This is a genomic window from Ruminococcus sp. (assembly GCF_019417665.1).
Lineage (GTDB): Bacteria > Bacillota > Clostridia > Oscillospirales > Ruminococcaceae > Ruminococcus_C.
The window spans coordinates 18,447-40,338 of sequence record NZ_DXUU01000021.1 but is presented as its reverse complement, the minus strand read 5'-3'; the positions used below and the strand labels follow the sequence as shown (position 1 = coordinate 40,338).

At 44.8% G+C, this 21,892-nt stretch carries 22 protein-coding genes; 7 read left to right on the top strand and 15 right to left on the bottom strand.

The features are described from left to right. Nucleotides 1-334: 334 nt before the first annotated feature. Nucleotides 335-1,414: a hypothetical protein gene (locus QZ375_RS07275; RefSeq protein ID WP_295217420.1), complete on the top strand. Its 1,080-nt coding sequence runs from the start codon at nt 335-337 to the stop codon at nt 1,412-1,414. Between the two features lie 319 nt (nt 1,415-1,733). Here the strand turns inward: QZ375_RS07275 and QZ375_RS07270 are convergent, their stop codons facing one another. Next, nucleotides 1,734-2,900 carry a CPBP family intramembrane glutamic endopeptidase gene (locus QZ375_RS07270; protein WP_295217418.1) on the bottom strand — a complete coding sequence of 389 codons (1,167 nt, stop codon included), beginning with the start codon at nt 2,898-2,900 and terminating at the stop codon, nt 1,734-1,736. A gap of 252 nt (nt 2,901-3,152) precedes the next feature. Between QZ375_RS07270 and QZ375_RS07265 the strand changes: the two genes are divergently transcribed. Further along, nucleotides 3,153-3,563 (top strand): NUDIX domain-containing protein, encoded by a 411-nt coding sequence (locus QZ375_RS07265; protein WP_295217416.1) that lies wholly within the window; start codon nt 3,153-3,155, stop codon nt 3,561-3,563. Between the two features lie 48 nt (nt 3,564-3,611). Here QZ375_RS07265 and QZ375_RS07260 read toward each other — a convergent pair whose 3' ends face one another. The 3 genes from QZ375_RS07260 to QZ375_RS07250 form a co-directional block, all read right to left on the bottom strand. Beyond that, complete coding sequence (locus tag QZ375_RS07260) at nt 3,612-3,989, bottom strand: DUF4363 family protein (RefSeq protein ID WP_295217414.1); 378 nt, start codon at nt 3,987-3,989, stop codon at nt 3,612-3,614. Further along, on the bottom strand, nt 3,986-4,669 hold the full coding sequence (locus tag QZ375_RS07255) for a DUF421 domain-containing protein (RefSeq protein ID WP_295217412.1): 684 nt from the start codon (nt 4,667-4,669) through the stop codon (nt 3,986-3,988). The genes QZ375_RS07260 and QZ375_RS07255 overlap by 4 nt, the downstream gene beginning before the upstream one ends. 70 nt (nt 4,670-4,739) lie before the next feature. Beyond that, on the bottom strand, nt 4,740-5,228 hold the full coding sequence (locus tag QZ375_RS07250) for a GtrA family protein (protein WP_295217410.1): 489 nt from the start codon (nt 5,226-5,228) through the stop codon (nt 4,740-4,742). A gap of 165 nt (nt 5,229-5,393) precedes the next feature. On the opposite strand from QZ375_RS07250, the gene QZ375_RS07245 reads away from it, so the two are divergent. Then, nucleotides 5,394-6,644: a hemolysin family protein gene (locus QZ375_RS07245; protein ID WP_295217407.1), complete on the top strand. Its 1,251-nt coding sequence runs from the start codon at nt 5,394-5,396 to the stop codon at nt 6,642-6,644. 78 nt (nt 6,645-6,722) lie between these two features. Continuing rightward, nucleotides 6,723-6,917 carry a hypothetical protein gene (locus QZ375_RS07240; RefSeq protein WP_295217405.1) on the top strand — a complete coding sequence of 65 codons (195 nt, stop codon included), beginning with the start codon at nt 6,723-6,725 and terminating at the stop codon, nt 6,915-6,917. An 82-nt stretch (nt 6,918-6,999) separates the two neighbouring features. Here QZ375_RS07240 and QZ375_RS07235 read toward each other — a convergent pair whose 3' ends face one another. The 5 genes from QZ375_RS07235 to pflB all read right to left on the bottom strand — a co-directional run bounded on the left by QZ375_RS07235 (nt 7,000) and on the right by pflB (nt 11,650). Further along, the gene (locus QZ375_RS07235; RefSeq protein ID WP_295217402.1) at nt 7,000-7,929 is read right to left on the bottom strand and encodes a magnesium transporter CorA family protein; all 930 of its coding nucleotides are present in this window, start codon (nt 7,927-7,929) and stop codon (nt 7,000-7,002) included. Between the two features lie 248 nt (nt 7,930-8,177). Beyond that, nucleotides 8,178-8,942 (bottom strand): pyruvate formate-lyase-activating protein, encoded by a 765-nt coding sequence (gene pflA / locus QZ375_RS07230; RefSeq protein WP_295217400.1) that lies wholly within the window; start codon nt 8,940-8,942, stop codon nt 8,178-8,180. Between the two features lie 91 nt (nt 8,943-9,033). After that, on the bottom strand, nt 9,034-9,273 hold the full coding sequence (gene grcA3 / locus QZ375_RS07225; RefSeq protein WP_295217398.1) for an autonomous glycyl radical cofactor GrcA3: 240 nt from the start codon (nt 9,271-9,273) through the stop codon (nt 9,034-9,036). 55 nt (nt 9,274-9,328) lie between these two features. Then, a complete protein-coding gene (locus QZ375_RS07220) occupies nt 9,329-9,538 on the bottom strand; it encodes a hypothetical protein (RefSeq protein ID WP_295217395.1) in 210 nt (69 codons plus the stop codon). A gap of 36 nt (nt 9,539-9,574) precedes the next feature. Further along, nucleotides 9,575-11,650, bottom strand: a complete 2,076-nt coding sequence (gene pflB / locus QZ375_RS07215; RefSeq protein WP_365728583.1) for a formate C-acetyltransferase — start codon at nt 11,648-11,650, stop codon at nt 9,575-9,577. Nucleotides 11,651-12,177: 527 nt separating this feature from the next. Here pflB and QZ375_RS07210 point away from each other — a divergent pair. Beyond that, nucleotides 12,178-12,723: a putative ABC transporter permease gene (locus tag QZ375_RS07210; RefSeq protein WP_295217391.1), complete on the top strand. Its 546-nt coding sequence runs from the start codon at nt 12,178-12,180 to the stop codon at nt 12,721-12,723. Between the two features lie 93 nt (nt 12,724-12,816). Here the strand turns inward: QZ375_RS07210 and QZ375_RS07205 are convergent, their stop codons facing one another. The 4 genes from QZ375_RS07205 to QZ375_RS07190 form a co-directional block, all read right to left on the bottom strand. Next, nucleotides 12,817-13,527, bottom strand: a complete 711-nt coding sequence (locus tag QZ375_RS07205; RefSeq protein WP_295217388.1) for an NERD domain-containing protein — start codon at nt 13,525-13,527, stop codon at nt 12,817-12,819. A gap of 92 nt (nt 13,528-13,619) precedes the next feature. Then, entirely contained in the window at nt 13,620-14,471 is an 852-nt protein-coding gene (locus QZ375_RS07200) for a prohibitin family protein (protein ID WP_295217386.1), read from the bottom strand. Nucleotides 14,472-14,667: 196 nt separating this feature from the next. Continuing rightward, a complete protein-coding gene (gdhA, locus tag QZ375_RS07195; protein ID WP_295217385.1) occupies nt 14,668-16,026 on the bottom strand; it encodes an NADP-specific glutamate dehydrogenase in 1,359 nt (452 codons plus the stop codon). Nucleotides 16,027-16,899: 873 nt separating this feature from the next. Beyond that, entirely contained in the window at nt 16,900-17,550 is a 651-nt protein-coding gene (locus QZ375_RS07190) for an HAD-IA family hydrolase (RefSeq protein WP_295217383.1), read from the bottom strand. A 698-nt stretch (nt 17,551-18,248) separates the two neighbouring features. On the opposite strand from QZ375_RS07190, the gene QZ375_RS07185 reads away from it, so the two are divergent. Together QZ375_RS07185 and QZ375_RS07180 are read left to right on the top strand one after the other, a co-directional pair. After that, complete coding sequence (locus QZ375_RS07185; protein WP_295217381.1) at nt 18,249-18,698, top strand: MarR family winged helix-turn-helix transcriptional regulator; 450 nt, start codon at nt 18,249-18,251, stop codon at nt 18,696-18,698. A gap of 261 nt (nt 18,699-18,959) precedes the next feature. Continuing rightward, nucleotides 18,960-20,180 (top strand): cation:proton antiporter, encoded by a 1,221-nt coding sequence (locus tag QZ375_RS07180; protein WP_295217422.1) that lies wholly within the window; start codon nt 18,960-18,962, stop codon nt 20,178-20,180. 259 nt (nt 20,181-20,439) lie between these two features. Here the strand turns inward: QZ375_RS07180 and QZ375_RS07175 are convergent, their stop codons facing one another. Both QZ375_RS07175 and QZ375_RS07170 read right to left on the bottom strand, forming a co-directional pair. Continuing rightward, nucleotides 20,440-20,991 (bottom strand): phosphatase PAP2 family protein, encoded by a 552-nt coding sequence (locus tag QZ375_RS07175; protein WP_295217379.1) that lies wholly within the window; start codon nt 20,989-20,991, stop codon nt 20,440-20,442. Nucleotides 20,992-21,026: 35 nt separating this feature from the next. Further along, complete coding sequence (locus tag QZ375_RS07170; RefSeq protein WP_295217377.1) at nt 21,027-21,884, bottom strand: EamA family transporter; 858 nt, start codon at nt 21,882-21,884, stop codon at nt 21,027-21,029. Between the last annotated feature and the right edge of the window lie 8 nt (nt 21,885-21,892).

Here is a 21,892-nt window from a genome sequence, read left to right as displayed (position 1 = left end):
TCTGCACCGAACATCTGACGGAATGCAAGACGACCGATACGGCCAAAACCATTAATAGCAACTTTAACTGACATTGGAATTACCTCCTAAATTTTTATAATCTTATTTTACACCATTTTGAAGTAAAATTCAAGCACTTTCTGAAAAAAAGCAGGTGTTCTCAGTACAAGTTCTCTTAATTTCTACATTTTGTTTAAAATACGATACCCCTGTTTGTACAAGTTGCACAAATCTAAAAATTAAAACAAAAATACCGAATTTTTTATTCCCCTGTTCTTAAATATGTAGTATAATAAAAGCATAGAATAGAAATATAGCAGGGAGGGTATATGACATGCAGCAAAACGAATACAATTGGATCGTAAAATGGTATGCGCAAACAACAGATTATGTAATTCTATTCTCACAGCAATGGGAAACGCTCTGGCAAAACCGAGATTGCCCGATGATACACCACACAGAAAACATACAGGGACTTCTGGGATTCTCCCAAAATACGGAATCGGGAACGATCCTATTTCCCTACATGGGCGAACTGTACAGTGCCCAAACAGACCGACACACCCAGGGAGAGGAAACCCTATACCTGGTCCAGATCTCCAGGCGGCCTTTTCAGGAGACAGCATGGAACAATCCAGCATGGCGACAAGAAAGGGAAAATCAAATTGCTGCGATGCGTCAGCAGATCTTTGGAATCTCCAATGCGGTGACGCAGCTATATCAAACAATTGAAGAGTCCAGCGATACATATTCCCGCATGGTTCTGGAAGAACTGATGGAACAGCTGAATATCATCAAGGGAAACTGCTGCCGGATGATGCAGCCTTCACTTCTATGGAATGAGATGTCTAAATATTACCAAAGCCAAGAAATTTCAAACGAGGCTTTTTTTCTTGATCGCGAATTGTCGAATTTTGTCGAATCGTGTCAAATAGTGCTAGGCAGAAGTCTCCGGATGCATCTGAAAAGCGAATCTCACCTGCGAATTTTTGCAAACCGCAAGCGGCTGCAAAACTGCCTGCTTTGCCTGATCCTGCATATCCGCCGGCAGCGTCCCGATATCACACAGATACACTGGGAGGCACAACATCAGGACGAACAGATCGTTCTCACCTGCACCGCCGACTCTGATGGCACGGAAAATACCTCGAACCGGCACAGCGGTCTGGAACAGCTCTATGAAACGCCGCTGATTTCCCCGGAGGAGAGCATTATCCGGCTGTTTTGCAAAACTTATCATACTGCCGTCCTGTATACGAATCTGGAGGACCGCATGGTATGTGCCCTGCGGTTTCCGATGTGCAGCTCAAATGTGCCACTTTCCCTGCAAAGTCCCGGTCAGATATTGCAGGATGACGCATTTTCACCCTTTCAGATTTTTCTGTCAGATATTTCTGCATATCGGTTTTATTAAAAAAGAAAGAGCCGCTTTGATTCAAGAAAGAATCCAACGGCTCTTTTGCTATATAATACCAACCTTCAATCAACCTATTGATAATCTTGACAGCTATCATTTCGTCACTCTGTGTCAATCAGCCTTGTCATACGACAGTATGTCTGCGGCTGATTTCCTTGATTGACAAAATGCTATCTGCCAATCTTATCATCAGTTTGATTGAGAATTAGTATAAATCTGGGTGAATTTTCCAGCAGCTTCTTTTTTCATCCATTGCGGCAAGCGATATCAGCACTCCTGACTTCTGACTCCTCATGCCTCATGATATCGCTGTTTCTCACGCCGCCATTTCATTCAGGATCAGCATTCCCAATTGCAACGCAATTGCCGCCAGAAGCCACGGCGATGACCAGAATACCCGGTTTCTTGTTGCCTGCTTCTGAGTAGGATACGGCAGCGGATGTTTTCGTTCTTTCAGGAACCAGAAGATCACGCCCACCAAAGAGACAGCATAATACACCAGCACCAAAACGCTGAATACAACTGCACCGATCCCTCCTGTGAGAAGTTCTTGTCCCAGGCTCAGCACGAACGACGTGGTATTAATGGCAGCATGCACCAAAATGGATGGAATCAGAGAATTGTGACGCACATCAATTTTTCCCAGGAACATCCCCACCAGAAATCCAAGGATAAATTGGCTGATATTCCCATGCATAAGACCAAACAGCAGTGCGCTCACCACAATTCCGAAGCGAATGCTGACCTTTGACAAGGTTTTCATAAGAAAGCCTCGGAACAGCAATTCCTCCGTCACCGGCGCTAGAATACAGGTATACAATGCCACCGCAATGGTGGACTTTGCACTGGAGAAATACGAGAAATCCACCTCTGCCATTCCCATGCCACTCTGGGACATGAGCCAGCTGAGAATGGAGTACACAACACCGGCAATACACTGGAGCCCGATGCCGACCGTCATATACTGTACAGCTTTTCCAGCTGTACAGTCCTGCGTCTGGAACAGACTACGTGCAGGAATCCGCATACTGCGGCAACCCAGCAGCGCTACCGTTACATTCAGAACAGAAAACACCAGCGCATTCAGCGAGATCAAAATGGACGAATTCTGAAAGTATGTCAAAGCGTCACTTGCACCGCCGCTGAAATAATCCATGGCAGATCCACCCATAAGGATCAAGATCACCAGCATAAGAATGACGAACAGCGTCTGGGAGAGCAGACAACTTAAAAACACACCCAGACCGGCAGTATTCATACTTTTGCGAATGGCACGCCGTTCTTCTCGTTCCGGGAACAATGGTATCTCAAAGCCTGGTAATAAAATCTGCGGCAGAGTACGCCGATAGTCTGTGCGATATGCCGCATTTTCCAGGGAATTCTCAAACGGATTCTGAGGATCAATCTGTGGCTGAGTTACCGGTGGTGCTATCTGAGGTGCCGACTGCGAAGATCCAAATGAATTCCACGAATATGTATCCATATATGATAATGCCTCCTGTTTTTTGATACGAATTTCTGATCACATCTGATTATATATATTTTTATTATACCACATTCCTCAAGGTTCGTAAACAGTTTTTTAGGTTTTTTTGAAAATGCAAAGTGAAATCTATTCGTGGTCTGAACCTGTTCATGGTTTTCCGTGAACAGAAAAAAAGCCTATGGACAAATCCAGAAAAATATGCTATACTAGTTACAACAAATCATCATTGTAAAGGAGAAGGAATTTCCCATGCAGCACGAAAAATCATGCGGCGCCATTGTTTACCGCAAATCCCATGGTAATACGGAAATTTTGCTGATCAAGCACATTAACAGCGGTCATTGGTCTTTCCCCAAGGGACACATGGAAAATGGCGAAACTGAAATTGAGACCGCAGTCCGTGAAATCAAGGAAGAAACTGCCATTGACGTCATGGTAGACCCTACTTTTCGAGAAACTGTTTCGTATTTTCCAAAGCGTGACACCCAAAAAACTGTTGTTTATTTTATCGCATCTGCCAAAAATTACAATTTCACGCCCCAGGAAGAAGAGATCGCAGAGATTCGCTGGGTGGATATTGGCTACGCCTCTTCCATTCTAACATATGAAAACGACAAAAATATTGTCAACAAAGCCAAAGCTGCCATCAAAAGATTTTAAAAGCAAAATGCTCCCATTGAATTCAGCGGGAGCATTTCTGTTTTATCACTATAAAATATTCCGCAGAAGAGGCATTTCTCCCACACCAAGACGTTCGATCCACATCCGTGCTTCGGCAAATTCCGATTTCAGCTCATCGCAGTCCTCTGCACGCATGGGATCCAGATGGGAAATGGTGATGTCAATCTGAAGCACCTTATCCCGCCATACCATGAGATTCAGAATACGCTGTGACTTTTCCCATTGGGCTTCGAATTCCGCAAAGGGCTCTGCCGCAGCTTCCAGAGACTGAGTCTCTGCAATTTCTTCGATCTCATCCAGCTTCTCCAACAGCATATCTGTCTCCGAATGCACAAACCAGGCTGTGCCAATACTCATCACAAGGAGTATGAGCAGAATCGCCGCACCCAGACGTACTCGGTTCACTCTTTATCCCCCCTTTTCTTCGGAATCACAGTACAGGCGCCTGTGGAATCCGCAATCATCAGGAATACCTGCTTCACCGCCAGACGATGTTCCGCCAGCTTCTGATAGACCCACTCCACGTTATATCCGATCATTGCCAGGGATTTGTTCATGACAATGCCGTCCTGAATAATCGCCACCGGCGGATTCAGGGTCGCCTTTTTCAGTTTGATATCTCCCTGAGTCAGAGGCTGATACTCCGGCTTCGGGTAAACAGAAATAGTTCCCGTGGTTTCCATGATGGCAAACTGCACCTGGCTCACATCGAAGATCTGATTGGAACGCAGTGCCATCATCAGATCGTCCACAGACAGCCGCAGATCACGCATAGTCGCCTGTTCGATCTGTCCGTCCCGGATAATGATCTTTGGTCTGCCGGAGATGATACGGCGCATCCGCAGGGATTTCAGCGTGACCCAGGACATGACCGCCTCATAGCAGACCAGCGCCAGAATAGGCAGGATGCCCACGATCAGCGGAATGTCCGGATCTTCCAGGGGAAGCGTGGCAATATTGGAGATCAGAATGGTGATCACAAGCTCCGACGGCTGCAACTCTCCCAGCTGCCGCTTTCCCATCAGGCGAACGCCGAAAATCACCACAATGTACAAGATCAAAGATCGTATCAGAACAATACTCATAGAAAAATGCGCCTCCTTCCATACCCTTAGTATGGACAGAGGAGCATAGATTATGCAGGCGCATACAGCCTTATTTTCCTTCTCCGGCAGTTTCGCCGTCCTCCCGTTTCTTAAAAACAAACAGCTTGCTGAACAGATAGTTGGACAGGACAATGAAAACCTGTGCGCAGATCTTCACCACATAGTAATTCAGTCCCAGCCATGTTGCGAATACCAGCATAATGCCCAGTTCCAGGAAATAGGAAACCAGACGTGCCCCATAGAAAGAGAAAAATTCCGTCCAGAATGCACGCTTTGTGGCAGTCTTGCTTTTGAATACGTATTTTTTGTTGGTAAAAAATGCAAAGGTCACAGCGCAGATCCAGGAAAATGTGGTACAGAAGATGGTCGCAGCAGCACCAGTTCCCAGAAAATACGCCGGTACAAACTGGGTCACAAAAGAGACAACGGTAGTCAGTCCGCCGAAAATGAGATACAGAATCAGATCTTCATAGCGAAAATACAGATTCCGCAGGGGCTTCGGCAGGTGATTTGCCACCCATAAGATAAAACGTTCCATTTCTTTTCATCCTTTCTTTTTGACAATATACGAAATATTGTTTATTCCTTTTCGTCAATTGTATCATTTTTCATAAAAACATACAGAACCCCTTGATTCTTTTCTGATTTTATGGTATGATGCATAATAGTTATATTGATTTGTATAATTCCAGGAGGAACTATTTTGATTTACGTCATACCGATATTGATCTTATTGATTTTTTCCGCTTTGTTCTCCAGTACAGAAACCGCATTTGCCTGCGTGAACAAGATCCGCATGAAGCATTTGGCGGATTCCGGGGACAAGCGTGCCGCTGCGGCGCTGCGCATTGCCAACAAATATGAACAGGCACTGACTGCCATTCTGGTGGGCAACAACATCGCCAACATCGGTTCTTCTTCCCTTGCTACGGTATTGTTTACCATTTACTTCGGCTCTGCCGGCGCAGCTATTTCCACCGTTGTCATGACCATCCTGGTACTGACTTTCTGCGAAGTACTGCCGAAATCCTACGCCAAATCCCATGCAGACAAAATCGCATTGGCACTGGGCGGCATTCTCTCCAAATTCACCACGCTCATGACGCCCTTTGTCTGGTTCTTCGATCTGCTTTCCCGTACGTTCAAGCCCAAGGATGAAGCACCCAGCGTCACAGAGGACGAGCTGAAATACATCATTGATGAAATTGAAGAGGAAGGCGTTCTGGAAGAACAGGAAAGCGATCTGGTGATCTCCGCTCTGCAATTTGACGAAACCTCTGTCAGTGAGATCCTCATCCCCCGGGTACGCATCGTTGCACTGTCCTCAGATGCCACAGTGGAGGAAGCGAAAAAGCTGTTCCTGAACAGCCATTTCTCCCGGTTCCCTGTCTATGAAAAGAGCCTGGACAATATCATCGGCATGATCACCAACAAGGACTTTTTCCGGCTCATGTGCGGACAGTTTACCTCCTTGCGGGAAATCACACAGACCGTCATCTATGTACCGGAAACCAAACGCATCAGCGATATTCTTCGGGAAATGCAGCTTGCCAAGACACACCTTGCCATTGTGGTTGACCAGTACGGCGGCACGAAGGGTATGGTAACGCTGGAGGATATTCTGGAACAGCTGGTAGGCGAAATCTACGACGAAAGCGACGAAATCCTCCACGAATTCCAAAAGACAGCCCCCCATATCTACACGGTAGTGGGTTCATTCAGCATCAGCGATGTCTGTGCCGGACTGGACGAAGAAGATGCACCAGCACATATTCCAGAAACCGACTCCACTACCGTGGGTGGATGGATCATGGAACTGCTGGGGCATATTCCTGACGTAGGGGAAACAGCGGAATATGGTGCGTTTCACTTCACCGTACTGGATGCGGATAATCAGACAGTCAAAAGCATCCGACTGGAGGTTACGCCGCCAACAGTGGATGAAGAGAAATAAAATTTGATTCAAGGAGTCAATGTAGAAATTGGCTCCCATTTTTTAGTTATTTACAGTTCACAAAAAAGGTCGCACATCATGCTGGTCCAGCTGAGCACAGCTGGCGCAAGTCCAGGACTGCGGAAGCCCTGGCAGAGTCTAGGGATAGCGTCCCTGGTCGCCGTCCGCAGACGGCGAAATACCCTGCGCCATACTTTTGGCGCACGGAGAAAAGGGGTGAGAAAAGCGACAGCTTTTCGAGGGGAAAGCGGACAAGACTGCTTTCCCCTTTAAAACCTTTATGATAAAGTGAAATTTTGAAAACGTTCCGGTGGAACGTTTTCAACAAAATCTGCTTTGCTATTCTGCCTCTATTCTATTTTTTCTTATACTTAAACAAAACAAACGCCACCACAGCTGTCAACACCACTGCGATCATCGTGGGAAACCAGGTATGCTCCGCTCCAGGCAGATCCAACGTATTCATGCCATAAAAGCTGAACACCATAGTCGGTATCGCCAAAATGATAGTCACCATGGTCAAACGCCACATGACGATATTCAAATTGTTAGAAATGACAGAGCCAAATGCCTCGACCACACCGGAAAGAATACCCGAATAAATACTTGCCATTTCCTGCGCCTGTTTCAGCTCAATAAGTACATCCTCCAGAAGATCCTGATCCTCCTCGTAGAGCTTCACTACCCTGCCACGCAAGATCTTATTCATAGTCACATCGTTAGATTTCAGGGAGGTAGAAAAGTAAATCAGAGACTTTTCCAGTTCCAGCATCTGGATAAGTTCGTGATTTTTCATGGCACCGTGCAGTTTTCTCTGCATGGCAGTGGATGTCTTGTCAATCTGTTTCAGATAAACCAGAAAGGACGATGTAATATTCATCATAAGCCGCAAGACGAACTGCGTCCGGAACTGGGTCTGGATATTCCGCACCCGACCGCTGACCACGTCATCAATCACCTTATTTTCTCGCAGGGAAATGGTGAATACGTAGTGATCCGTCAAAATAATACCCAGCGGCATAGTGTAAAAAATCAGCGTATCATCTTTCTGCACCTCAGAAACAGCCGTATCCACAATAATCAGCGTCTGATTTTCTTCCTGTTCCACACGGGACGACTCCTCTTCGTCCAAAGAGGATTTCAGAAAGTCACTGTCCAGACCGTACTCATCAATGAGCATCTTGCGTTCCTGAGCAGTGGGATCCACTACCGAGACCCAGCATCCGGGCGTAATGGAATCCACTTCAATGAGCCGGTTTGCAACCGTCTTATAATACGAAACCAAATGGAATACCACCTTTCAGCAAGGCAGCCCCACTGATACAGCACAGCTGACCCTGCATATTTTCAAAGTTTTTTTCCGTTTGCCGTATGCCTTTTGCATGCATGGCAAGGGATATGGGTCAGCGTTCATGCCGCACCTCCTGTTCTATCATACGCTTTTCCGGCAATTTTGCCGCTTTTTTATTATAACAGAAAAAGCCGCCCTTGGCAAGGCGGCTTTTGTAAATTTTACGAATTTTTTGCAAAAAGTTATGCATCACTGCCACGAATCTCTGTTCGCAAGCGCTCTTTGATACCCGCAAAAATCACATTCTTTGCGTGAACAGCCTGTTCCTTTGTGGCTGCTGGGACGCCTTTCAAGGGATAGTCTATCCCTAAGTTTTCATATTTCACTTCGCCCATGGTATGATACGGCAGCACATCCAACGCTTTTAAGTTATCCAGTCCGCCGATAAAATATCCCAGACGGCGCAGATATTCATCATTCAGCGTCAGTCCCGGCACAATTACGTGACGAATCCAGACAGGAACCTTCTTTTCTTTCAGATATTCCGCAAATTCAAGAATATGCTTATTGCTTTGTTTGGTGAGCTTCTTGTGCTCTTCCTCATCAATGTGCTTGATATCCAGCATCACCAGATCTGTCACAGCCATAAGGCGGTCAAATTCCGCACGCTTTTCCGGTCGAAAAAGAATTCCGGAGGTATCCAGGCAGGTGTGGATCTTTTTCTTTTTTGCCGTTTCAAACAACTCAGTGAGGAATTCCATCTGCACCAAAGGTTCCCCACCGGTTGCAGTGATACCGCCGTCGTGCAGAAATTCCTTGACACCATCGTATTCTTCCAACAGTGACTCCACGCTGCGCAAATTGCTGTCGTCGGTTGTTACAGGCCAGGTATCCGGATTGTGGCAGTACAGACAGCGCATGGGACATCCCTGGAAAAAGATCACGAAGCGAATGCCCGGGCCGTCTACTGTACCGAAACTTTCTGTAGAATGAATGTGTCCTTCCATAATCTGCCTCCTTTTGATACAACAATGGGCGCACAAAAAATTGTACGCCCACTGGAATGTTACTTATACGACTTTCACAAAATTGATTTGATTAGAGACCAGCGTGGAAAGTTCTGGAGATAACATCATCCTGCTGTTCCTTGGTCAGCTTGATGAAGTTAACTGCATAGCCACTGACACGAATCGTCAGCTGCGGATACTTCTCCGGGTGCTGCTGTGCATCCAGCAGAGTCTCACGGTTCAATACGTTTACATTCAAATGGTGACCGCCTTTTTCAGCATAACCGTCCAGCAGGCCAACCAGATTTTCGATTTGCTTTTCATTTGCCATGATAAATTCCTCCTTACAGAATTTACAACAATTGTATTACCAAAAGAGCAAACGTTCACTCTTCGTCTATGAATTCAGTCGGCTGACAGCAAGCCATGCTTCCCTTCGAGCAATCCATACTGCGATAGGTTTTCACACTCATGCCATCGCCCATGAGATCATCCTCAGAAATGGTCAAATGACCGCTTCCGTCTTCCATAAGCTTTTCGATCATATCAACCAGCTCATCGGACTTGTCATGATCCTTGAGTTCATGCTGTGCCATGACCCTGCGCCTCCTTTCTCATCATAAGGGGTTTCCTTATTCCTTCTCCATAGCCTCACGGATAGAAGCAATATCCACATCACCTGCGAATACGGCAGAATCCTTGCCCAATGCGTCCGGAATAATAGTAAATGTATTGGAGATACCATCCTGCGCATTCTTCCACGGCAGTTTTGCAACAGAAGCCATAGAAGCAGCTGCACCATGGGTATCACGACCGTGCATCGGATTTGCACCCGGTGCCAGCGGCTGACCCTTCTTACGGCCGTCCGGCGTATTACCGGTTTTCTTGCCGTATACAACGTTGGATGTGATGGTCAGAATAGAAGTAGTCGGAACACCGCCTCTATAGCAATAGTTGCTGCGGATCATATCCATAAACTTGTTCAGGATCTCAACAGCAATACTGTCTACACGGTCGTCGTTGTTGCCGTACTTCGGGAAGTCGCCTTCTACTTCGAAGTCAGTGACTACGCCGAATTCGTCACGGATGCACTTTACCTTGGCATACTTGATTGCAGACAAAGAGTCAGCAACAACGGACATACCAGCAATACCAGTTGCGAAATAACGCTTGACATCTCTGTCATGGAGTGCCATCTGGAGTGCCTCATAGCAGTACTTGTCGTGCATGTAGTGAATGCAGTTCAAGGTATCTACATACAGCTTTGCCAGCCATTCCATCATATCGGTATACTTTACCATAACATCATCATAGTCCAGATAATCGCCTTCTACCGGACGATACTTCGGACCTACCTGATTGTGCTTGCCAGTCTTAGCATCCAGTCTCTCATCCACACCGCCATTGATAGCATACAGCAGGCACTTTGCCAGGTTTGCACGTGCGCCAAAGAACTGCATTTCCTTACCAACACGCATAGAGGATACGCAGCATGCAATTGCATAATCATCGCCGTGTGTAACACGCATCAGATCATCATTCTCATACTGGAAAGAAGAGGTGTTGATGGACAGTTTTGCACAGTAGTGCTTGAATGCTGTCGGCAGGCGCTTGGACCACAAAACAGTCAGGTTCGGCTCCGGTGCAGTGCCCAGGTTCTCCAGGGTATGCAGATAACGGAAGCTGTTCTTAGTCACCAGAGTTCTGCCGTCAATGCCCATACCGCCGATAGACTCAGTTACCCACTGCGGGTCGCCGGAGAACAGTGCGTTGTATTCCGGTGTTCTTGCGAACTTGACCATACGCAGCTTCATGATGAAGTGGTCGATATATTCCTGTGCCTGTTCTTCGGTCAGAACGCCATTGTCCAGGTCACGCTGAATGTAAATATCCAGGAATGTGGAGGTACGGCCCAAGCTCATTGCAGCGCCGTTCTGATCCTTGACAGCTGCCAGATATCCGAAATATGTCCACTGGATAGCTTCCTTTGCATTAGAAGCCGGCACGGAAATGTCATAGCCATACTTTGCAGCCATGCTCTTCAGAGCCTTCAGAGCCTTGATCTGTTCTGCCAGTTCCTCACGCAGACGGATCTTCTCCTCTGTCATGGTGCCAGAAGTCACAGCCTTCTGATAATTCTTATCCTCGATCAGACGATCTACACCATAAAGAGCAACACGGCGATAGTCACCAATGATACGGCCTCTGCCATAAGCATCCGGCAGACCAGTGATGATCGCATTGTGACGAGCAGCACGCATTTCCGGTGTGTATACATCAAATACGCCCTCGTTGTGTGTCTTTCTATATTCACGGAAGATATAGCTGATCTCCGGATCTACCTTGTAGCCATAAGATTCGCAGGCAGTCTCAGCCATGCGGATACCGCCGAACGGCTGGAGAGAACGCTTCAGCGGCTTGTCAGTCTGGAGACCAACGATCGTCTCAAGTTCCTTGTGAATATAACCGGCATCGTGGGAATCTACCTTGGATACGATCTTGGTATCCATGTCGATCACGCCGCCGTTTTCGCGTTCCTTCTGGAACAGATCCATTACTTCGTTCCAGAGTGTTTTTGTTGCTTCAGTCGGGCCGGCCAGAAAACTTTCGTCACCCTCATACGGAGTATAGTTCTTCTGGATGAAGTCACGTACGTCGATGGTCTTTTCCCATGCGCCGCCAACGAAACCTTCCCATGCCTTTGCCATTGTTTCTGCCATTTTTAAAATCTCCCCTTTGCTGGATAAACCAGCGGAATTTAGTTTGGATTTTTTCAAATCACAACTGATTCAGTTATAGAAATACGTCATTTTCACGTCATATTATCCAGGCTGTTTCAGTTATGCTTTGGTCTGTCTTAATAATATCACATCTCAACTACGATGTCAATAGCTTTCCTGCAATTTCCCAAGAATTTTTTCGGAAAACCTTATTTTTCGATCATGCGGCACGGAATGTTGCATTCATTTTAAAATAAAGAAAAGAAAAAGCGCAGATTCGATTTATTTTGTTAGATATTCCGCTGCACATCCGGTTGACAGGATGTTTCCGGCATGGTATACTTTTTGCAGCAAAAAAAATACACACAGATACATTTTTAATCCTGTATCATTCTACCTGACAAGCCAAAATGATTTCCTGTTGATTTTATCGGAAGCTATCTTTCTTGTTCGCTGATATTTCACAAAAAAATCGAATTTCATTCTATGATTCGTGTGTTAAAAAGGAGTCTGCTATGAAATCACCGTCTGTCATCCTGGATCTGCTCTGCCGGAGCATCCTGTTCCTCACCGTCTGCGGTCTCATTGGCTGGTGCTATGAGACCATCCTGACCTCTATCCTCTGGGGACATTTCTGCGGTTTTTTTGCCCGTGGTTTGCTGCATGTACCGGTTTGTCCCATTTATGGTTTCTTCGCCATGCTGCTCCTGCGCATATTCCGACTCCCGTTTCTGAAACGCCAGACCGGATGGAAACGCTGCTTCTGGGCCTTTATTCTGGGCAGCAGCATCAGCACCATTCTGGAGTTGGGATGCAGCTATCTCCTGGAATGGATTCTTGGGGATTTTCTCTGGAGTTACAGCGGTTGGCTGTTGAATATCCAGGAACGTATCTCCCTGCCCAGCAGCTTACTCTTTGGCATATTGACGCTGCTTCTGATCGTTGCCGTTGCGCCGGCATTTCAAAAGCTTATCCAGCGGCTTTCCCGGCGCATGATCTGCATTCTTGGGTGCAGCTGTGCCCTGGTACTTGGCACAGATCTCGCTGTCACACTATTGTAGATCATACTGCATCTCTTATAAGTTTCTATAACATCTATAATTCTTGTAATACAAATTCCTGAATTCGACGACGAATGACGAAATTTATGCCGTTTATGATTCGTCTTCTTCCGCACGCAGGGTATACCGACAGTCTGGGAAGCGGCTGCATCCATAAAAATCACCATATGCGCCATGCCGAAGCAATAAAGTGCCGCCGCATCTTGGGCATAAACCGTTCCGCAGGGCAAAATTCTGGTAGGCGATCTCGCTGTCGATTTGATCCAGGAGTTGTTTCCGGGCTGCTTTGGAATCCACATTGGCACAGAGAATAGTCCCTGCCATATACTGCACAGTGTCCCAGGAAAAAAACGTATGCCGATAGGCACGGATCGCCCGGCGCAACTTTGAAAAATGCACCAGTTCCTGTTCCGTATTCACATTCAGTTCTGCTTTATCCGAAAAAGCCGCCATGGAAATAAACAGGTCATCGTCCTCCAGTTCCAGCAAGGCTTTCAGTGCTTGAATATGGGCATAATTCTGTCGGAACGGATTACGAAACGGATACTTTTTTCCATGTAGTTCCTGCGTCCAGTTTTCCGCCCGGTCGCTGCCACAGATACGCCCCTGATAATTTTTCGTTTCAATCACAAAAATGCCATAGACAGAGACCACAATATGGTCGATCTGGGTGAGTCGTTTTCCAGTCAGCAGCATGAGATCATCCAATATAATATAAGAACGGCGGGAAAGCCGGTGCAAATGTCGGGAAACCGTTCGCTCCCCGGCATATCCTTTCAATTTGGTACGCAAAGAATCCAACATAGTGACACATCCTCAGGAAAGTAAATGCGGCAAGGATATATTCACTTGCCGCACTTTATAAAAATAACTGTATATTATGCTTTCATATTGCCTTAATTCGAACCAGTCGCTTCAGTCGTATCCTCAATGGGAATATCCACCAGAATGGAAGAATCCGAAGAAACCACGCTGGGATATTTCCCGTCCCACTTGTCGATCTGCTGATATCGCAGTACATTCTGGTTCAGTGAAGCGTTGATCTTTTCATTGGCCTCCGCTTCTGCCTCTGCCTTTTTGCGGATGGCATCTGCTTCTGCCTCTGCTGCGATCACCTTTTGCTCTGCAGCAGCCTCTGCCTCAATGATCTGCTGCTCCTTTTCTGTCTCAGCACGAAGCTTGTTCTGTTCTGCCACCTGCTTCTGCTCAATGGCAGCGTTGAATTCCGCAGAGAAATCAAAGTTTACGATATTAAACTTGTCGATGAGAATGCCATATTCCGACACCTTATTGGAAAGGGTCTCGCCGATCTCATCCCCCACTGCCGACCGCTTTGTAATAAGTTCCTCGGCGGTATACTGTGCAGTAACGGCTTTCACCGCTTCCTGAATCGCCGGCTGGAGCACTGTATCTGCATACTGCTCACCGATATTCTGATAGATCTCCGCAGACGCATCCTTTGTGATATGATAGTTAATGGCAACACCGCTGGAAACGGTTTGCAGATCCCGTGATACGCTGTTGGAATCCACCTCGGTTTTCTGAATCTTGTTGTTCATCATAACCACCTGCTGTGCAAAAGGAATCTTAAAATGCATCCCCTCATCCAGCACCCGTTCGCTGACCTTTCCGAAAGTCACAACAACACCCGAATGCCCAGCAGGCACAATGGTAATCGCTCCGAAGCAGACAATCAGCAAAACCAATGCCACTACACCTGCCAGAATACCCAATTTCATTTTTTTCATATTATTTTCCTTTCTGAGCGCAAGAAAATTCGACATATTTTTACTTTATTATAACACAGGCATGCAAAACTGTCAAGATAATGCCACAAAAAACAAAAAACGGATAAACGCCGTCTCCCTAAGGGGAAACCTTGTTCATCCGTTTTTCATGGGCTATCGCCCGATTTTACACTATTTTATAAGGCACTGCGGCAAATTAATATGCCACGCCCTGCCACTTCATAGCGTCAGCAACCTTCAGGAAGCCTGCGATATTTGCGCCAACAACCAAATTGCCTTCTACATCATATTCCTTGGATCTGTCATATGCATTGTGGAAAATGTTGACCATGATCTGCTTCAGCTTTGCGTCAACCTCTTCGAATGTCCAAGACAGACGCTCGCTGTTCTGAGACATTTCCAGACCAGATGTAGCAACGCCGCCTGCGTTTGCAGCCTTTGCCGGTCCGAACAGAATGCCAGCAGCCAGGAACTTATCAATTGCCTCCGGTGTAGACGGCATATTTGCACCTTCTGCAACGACCTGAACGCCATTCTTCAGCAGGATATCAGCAGATTCGCCGTCGATCTCGTTCTGTGTTGCACACGGCAGAGCAACATCGCACTTGATGGTCCAGATGCCCTTGCAGCCTTCTGTATAGGTAGCACCTTCAACACGGTTAACATATTCCTTGATACGTCCGCGCTCTACTTCCTTGATCTGCTTTACAACATCCAGCTTGATGCCGTTCGGATCGTAGATATAGCCGTTGGAGTCAGACAGAGCAACAACCTTTGCACCCATCTCTGTTGCCTTTTCAGTAGCATAAATTGCTACATTACCGGAACCGGAAACAACAACGGTCTTGCCCTTGATGCTGTCATTCTTCATGCAGTTCATCATTTCTTCGGTGAAGTACAGCAGACCATAACCGGTAGCTTCTGTTCTTACCAGAGAACCGCCGTAAGACAGTGCCTTACCGGTCAGAACGCCGGTAAACTCGTTGCGCAGTCTCTTGTACTGACCAAACATATAGCCGATCTCACGTGCGCCGGTACCGATATCACCTGCCGGAACGTCAGTATCTGCACCGATGTGCTTGGACAGCTCTGTCATGAAACTCTGGCAAAAACGCATGATTTCGTTGTCAGACTTGCCCTTCGGGTCGAAGTCAGAACCGCCCTTGCCGCCGCCCATAGGCAGTGTGGTCAGGCTGTTCTTGAAGATCTGCTCAAAGCCCAGGAACTTGATAACAGATGCACATACAGACGGGTGCAGGCGCAGACCGCCCTTATACGGACCAATTGCAGAGTTGAACTGGCAGCGGAAACCGCGGTTTACCTGTACATTACCGTTATCATCCACCCAGGAAACACGGAACTGGATCATACGCTCCGGCTCAACGATACGGTCGATGATGCCGTTTGTCTCATAAGACGGATCCTTTTCTACAACCGGTTCCAGAGACATCAGAACCTCGCCGACTGCCTGCAGAAACTCCGGCTCATTGCCGTTGCGCTTTACTACATCGTCATACACTTTCTGCAGATATGCGTTCTTAAATGTAAATGCCATGGGGATCTCCTCCTGAAAGATAAAAATTGTCACAAATAGTGCGATCAGAAAAATATGTCTGCTCCACTGTCTGTTATCTGAACCAATTGTACGTTAGGTTCAAACACCTGTACACTCGCTTCAAACAATATTTATTATACAACATCTCACTGCGTTTTTCAATGGAAAATTAGAAAAAAACATAATTTTCTTCATATCAAAATCGAGCAAAGCAAAAAAAAACAAAATTCCGGTTTCTCTTTTTTCAAATTATAAGTTTAAAGCTGTTCCAACACTGCAATAAAAAAATCAAAAAAGCCGATTATCATCTGCCTTTCTTGTGTTAGAGTCTGTTCAGTATCTGGGCGTGCGCAGATTGCGCAGTCAGATTTTTTGGGAGATGAAGTGAAAAACGGAGGAAATCCTTTGTGGATTTCCGAGTATTTTCGCAAAATCTCCCAGAAAAGATGCAAGCAAGATGCGTGCGAAAAGATGCTGAACAGGCTCTTAGGACAACTGCGGCATTCCCCTGCAATTTCAAAAATTTTATCTGAAAAGAAAAAAGCCCTGTCTCTCCGAAGAAAGACAAGGCAATGAAAATAAGATTCAGACTGCACCAAATCAGAAAGCAAATCCATGTAGAACAAAAAATAAATTTAAAAAATAATCAATCGATTTGATCCGCTTCTGACGATGTACAATCAGGACGGCAGAACACAAGCGCCCCATTCCGGTGCCGTTCTCACCGAAATCCAGGTAACACAAAACGTCCTGCAAAAAGTCCTGTCTCTAATTATAGCGAAAAAGCAAAGATATGTCAAGTAAATTTCAGAATTTTACGAAAAATAATTTCAGAATTTTACGAAAAATAAGAAAAGGCACTGTTTTATCCTGTCAACTTTTCAAGAATCCGATCAGATCTAAAGGTGCATCCGCCAGATAGACAGCCCCCGCCTGTTCCAATTCTGCCTTTCCACGAAAGCCCCAGGTACAGCCGATAGAATCCATGCCTGCATTCCGGGCAGTCAGGATATCCACATCTGAATCGCCGATCATAACAGTCTCCTCCGGTGCAGCACCGCAGGCAGACATGATCTCCAGAAGAATCTCCGGGGACGGTTTCCGTGGGCGTGTATCATTGCTGCCCAGAATTTGGTCAAATCGTTCTGTGCCGAAAAAGTGCGTGACAATAGTCTCCACAAATTTCTGGGGTTTATTAGAAGCTACAGCCAGCTGCATACCATTGGCTTTCAGGCTGTCCAACGCTGAAATCATACCGTCATAGGGACGAGTGCAGTCCAGGCAGTGTTTTTCATAATAGACATAAAACTGCGACAAAAGCTGTTCGGCAGCCTCTGCCGATGCATCTGCCGGCAATGCCCGTTCACAGAGCTTTTTCACGCCATTCCCCACAAATTGATAGAACGCCTCCAGCGGATGAATGGGATAGTGCATTTCTATCAGCGTATGATTCACGGCATTCGCCAGATCCTCAATGGAGTTGACCAATGTCCCGTCCAAATCTAAAATTGCCAGTTGATACATGAAAGACCCCTCCTAGTTAAAAATGGTTTGCGTTATCATCTCAGTTTTACAGAGTGAATTCTCATCATTATATCACAGGATCAACATATTCTCTTGATGTGCCTGCTCCACCAATTGTGCTACCTTTTTCCATCACAAGCAAGTGTTGCCTGTACCAGTTCTTCCGAAACCTACAATACTTGTGTTACTTCGTTCCATCCCAATATTTTGATCGTACTAAGAAAAAGTTACCCAGTATCTTACGCAACCATTCTCTCTGTCAACATTATACCACACATCAAATCTTATTTCAACTCTTGATACAAAAAATGCAAGGGCAACAGCATTTACCTGCAAATTGTACAAATAAGAGCCTGATCAGCATCTTTTTTCGCACGTCTTTTCGGCAAATTTTGCCGTTAACTGCGTCGAAAATCCTTGCCATACGTCAGTATGCCTGCGGATTTTTTCCTTGTAAACGACAAAATTATGCTCGAAAATCCGCACATAAAAAGATACTGAACAGGCTCTAAAAAGTTTCATGATCAGCGTTAAAATGCTTTTCTGTAGAAAATTCCACTGCTTTTGGGGCGTTAGATTTTGAAAATGCCTGTTTGTTTTGTGCAATATTACCCAAATACTGTTGTCCTGGTAATGTTGTGTCCTTATTGACAAAAACGAATGAATATGCTAAAATAGTCTAAAAGAGGACTAAAATTATGAAACAATTATTGCGTACAAAAGACTTAAACCGCTCCTACTTGTCATGGCAAAGACTAAATCACATGTACGAAAAATACGCAAAGCAATATGGATTGACCTATATTTCTCTATTTATTCTTCAGTTAATTGATGATGGAACGACACAAAAGGAATTGTGCGATACCCTTTATTTTCCCAAACAGACAGTTAATAAGGTCATACAATCTTTTGAGAAAAAAGGATATATTGAGCTTGTAGGAAATCAAAAGGATGGTCGTTTCCGTTCCATTCTTCTTACTGAAAAAGGAAAATTGTTTCAGCAGGAAGTAATACCCTGTATTGAACAGGCAGAACATTCTGCATTTGCAGCCCTATCAAAAGAAGAGCAAACTTTGATGACCGATCTTTGGGAAAAATACACAGATCATTGTATCGACAGTATAATCGCTGGCAGGATGATTTCGTAAAACACAACAACAATCACGAACAACCGGGTGATCCTTTTAGAATTAACAGAGCGTGACAGTACCGCTTTTGGGGATATATTAACCTTTTTATCACGTCACCCTAATTTGAAAAAAAGAGAACTCTGAGATGAGATGTTATTATCACTTCCCGAACTTTATCTGTAGTTGACCGTTTCCCTCAACTACTATTATATCACATTCAATAACCTAGCGAAAGCACTTTTCATAACTTGATTGGCATCTTTCGCAGAAAGGCAGATTATAAACATGCTTTTTTTGAGATGGCTTAGTGTATTATTGGCGGCATTTATTGCAGGAAAACTTATTACAAAGTTAAAAATGCCCTCAATACTTGGATGGTTAATAACCGGTATGATACTCGGACCGCACGCTGTGGGTCTTATGCCGCAGGAAGTTATTGATTCACAATGGTACAAGCTGATTATTACCTGGATGCAATGTGCCTTTGGATTAATGCTCGGCACGGAACTCATATGGAAAAAGATAAAAAACTATGGCAAAGCTTTGATAGTAACGACCTTGACGCAGTCCCTGGGTACATTTTTATTTGTATCGCTGGTTTTTGGTGTTGTATTTTATTTTACAAAGGTACCTGTTTATCTTGCGTTTGCTTTTGGTGGAATTGCACTTGCGACCGCTCCTGCCCCTGCTTTATCTATCGTACAGGAGTTCCATACTTCCGGACCGGTTACAAACACGCTTATCCCTATGGCAGTATTGGATGATATTGTAGGTATAGCTGTTTTTTTTACGGTAAACTCCTTTATTGCACGTACGGTATCGGGCGGTACTGTTCCGCTTTACATGATCCCTGTTATGATTTTCCTCCCTGTTATTATCGGCGCTGTAGTCGGATTTGTTGCGGGAAAAATTCTACAGAATAATTTGGGGAAAATCAGCACGTTGACGGTACTCCTAATCGGTATTACCCTTACAGCTGCTATCGGACTTATCCTTAACAAAACAGTATTCACAAATATTGCTTTGAATTATATGCTTATGGGTGTTGCGTTTTCTGCTGTATTCTCCAATTTGCTTTCAGAAGAAAAACTGAACGAATTGGTGAACTGGTTTCATCCGATTCTTGCTGTCAGTCTGTTAGCTGCAATTGTTGACCTTGGTGCACCTTTAGATTATCACCTTATCCTTGGAGCAGGTCTGTATACATTTATATACATTGTATCACGTATATGCGGGAAATACGGCGGTGCAAGAATTGGAGCGAAACTTACTAAAATGCCAGTTACCGTACAGAAATTTCTCGGATTTACCTTGCTTCCGCATTCTGGTGTTTCATTGGTTTTCACGGGAATTATCAGCTCCGTATTAGCGACGTCAGAGCCAGAATTAGCTACGATAGTAACAGGTACAATTGCAGCTGCTGCGGTAATCAATGAGATTATCGCCGTAATTGCTGCGAAAAAAGGCTTTGAACTTGCGGGAGAAATAAAAGTGAAATAATTCGGTTTATTCATGATGACCATTAAATAATTGAAATAATTTTTACGCCAAAGTTTCTAATTTATCTTACTTACAACTTCCAATTTACAGAGAATAAACAACCCATAAAGGCTCAGAATGCAGGCCACGCCTTGAAAGGCGGTAACCGTCAAATACCCTGCATCTTTCTCTAACAATTCAAATTGGAATTGTTAAGAAAGGTACAGTCAGAAAATATCCAAAATCTAAAATAGACAGATATCAGGCGGCGTGATAAAACTCATTGTGATGTCCGTTTTTCTACAGATGAAAAAATTTTATCTGAAATGACGCTGCTCACGATTCCGATTATAATTCCAAGCAGTGCACCTGCCAGAACATCTGTAGGAAAATGCACATAAAGATACAATCTTGAAAATGCAATCATTGAAGCAAGCATATAAGCTGCAATTCCCATCCGCTTATCAGTGTGCATGATAATTGTTGCTGCAATAAAAGAGGATAGGGTATGTCCCGATGGAAAAGAGTAATCCTGAGGTATAGAAATCAATATATTTACTGTTTCATTGATCCAGCAGGGGCGTTCTCTTGCTATCAGATTCTTCAACAGAATATTACCAATGATAACACCTTCCAGCAAACCTACGCCAACCATGATTCCTGTTTTTCTATACTTTGCCCAAAACAACATGATGATTGCCATTACAATCCAAATCAATCCTCCATTGCCGAGGAATGTAATTTTAGGCATTAAAAAGTTTAAGAAACTGCATGAAAAATACTCTTGAATAAGATTTAATATTTTAAAATCAATATCCGTAATCGTTGACATCATGAGTCTCCTCTCTTTTTTATACTAATCATCCTTTATTTTACCAACAGCAGCGTTCCCGCAGTCATCAGAACAAGTCCAATCATGGATTTTTTCGTCAGCTTTTCTTTCAGCACAAAGTAAGAAAAAGCAATCGTTACCAGAATACTCAGCTTATCAATCGGCACAACTACACTTGCCTGACCATCCTGCAAAGCCTTATAATAGCAAAGCCATGACAATCCGGTGGTCAATCCGGAAAGGCAGATAAACAGCATATTTTGTTTACTGATAGCTTTGATTTCACTTTGTTTCCCTGTTACGAAAACCATGAGCCATGCCATAATCAGCACAACAATTGTCCTTATGGCAGTACCAAGATTAGAATCAATTTCGCTTATCCCGATTTTTCCGAGAATCGATGTCATACTTGCAAATACTGCTGACAGCACAGCGTACCATAACCAGCCCCAGCCTTTTGTTTCATTATTAGACTGCTTTTTCGTTATCATAAGATAAGTGCCGATACCAATCAGCAGCATACAAATAATTTTGAGTGTACTTAATTTTTCTCCGAGAACAAGAAAAGCAAGCAGCATTGTCAGTATTGTGCTTGACTTATCAATGGGTGCAACCTTGTTCACATCGCCAATCTGCAAAGCCTTAAAATAACAAAGCCAGCTGCCTCCGGTTGCAAGTCCTGACAATATCAGAAACAGCAGAGTTTTTCCCGAAATGCTGTCAATATCCTGATAAGCCTCGGTTATCATAACCATAATCCAGGAAAAAATCAGAACGATAATCGTCCTGATCGCCGTAGCAACTGTGGAATCTGTATTTTTGATTCCAATCTTTGCAAGCACGGCAGTAACTCCGGCAAAAAGAGCTGAACCAAATGCAAATGTAATCCACACAGCACATC

Coding starts and splice junctions, on each gene's coding strand:
- QZ375_RS07275 (WP_295217420.1), top strand. CDS start 335: ATGCAGCAAAACGAATACAATTGGATCGTAAAATGGTATGCGCAAACA.
- QZ375_RS07270 (WP_295217418.1), bottom strand. CDS start 2,900: ATGGATACATATTCGTGGAATTCATTTGGATCTTCGCAGTCGGCACCT.
- QZ375_RS07265 (WP_295217416.1), top strand. CDS start 3,153: ATGCAGCACGAAAAATCATGCGGCGCCATTGTTTACCGCAAATCCCAT.
- QZ375_RS07255 (WP_295217412.1), bottom strand. CDS start 4,669: ATGAGTATTGTTCTGATACGATCTTTGATCTTGTACATTGTGGTGATT.
- QZ375_RS07250 (WP_295217410.1), bottom strand. CDS start 5,228: ATGGAACGTTTTATCTTATGGGTGGCAAATCACCTGCCGAAGCCCCTG.
- QZ375_RS07240 (WP_295217405.1), top strand. CDS start 6,723: ATGCTGGTCCAGCTGAGCACAGCTGGCGCAAGTCCAGGACTGCGGAAG.
- pflA (WP_295217400.1), bottom strand. CDS start 8,942: ATGGAAGGACACATTCATTCTACAGAAAGTTTCGGTACAGTAGACGGC.
- grcA3 (WP_295217398.1), bottom strand. CDS start 9,273: ATGGCAAATGAAAAGCAAATCGAAAATCTGGTTGGCCTGCTGGACGGT.
- QZ375_RS07220 (WP_295217395.1), bottom strand. CDS start 9,538: ATGGCACAGCATGAACTCAAGGATCATGACAAGTCCGATGAGCTGGTT.
- pflB (WP_365728583.1), bottom strand. CDS start 11,650: ATGGCAAAGGCATGGGAAGGTTTCGTTGGCGGCGCATGGGAAAAGACC.
- QZ375_RS07210 (WP_295217391.1), top strand. CDS start 12,178: ATGAAATCACCGTCTGTCATCCTGGATCTGCTCTGCCGGAGCATCCTG.
- QZ375_RS07205 (WP_295217388.1), bottom strand. CDS start 13,527: ATGTTGGATTCTTTGCGTACCAAATTGAAAGGATATGCCGGGGAGCGA.
- QZ375_RS07200 (WP_295217386.1), bottom strand. CDS start 14,471: ATGAAAAAAATGAAATTGGGTATTCTGGCAGGTGTAGTGGCATTGGTT.
- gdhA (WP_295217385.1), bottom strand. CDS start 16,026: ATGGCATTTACATTTAAGAACGCATATCTGCAGAAAGTGTATGACGAT.
- QZ375_RS07190 (WP_295217383.1), bottom strand. CDS start 17,550: ATGTATCAACTGGCAATTTTAGATTTGGACGGGACATTGGTCAACTCC.
- QZ375_RS07185 (WP_295217381.1), top strand. CDS start 18,249: ATGAAACAATTATTGCGTACAAAAGACTTAAACCGCTCCTACTTGTCA.
- QZ375_RS07175 (WP_295217379.1), bottom strand. CDS start 20,991: ATGTCAACGATTACGGATATTGATTTTAAAATATTAAATCTTATTCAA.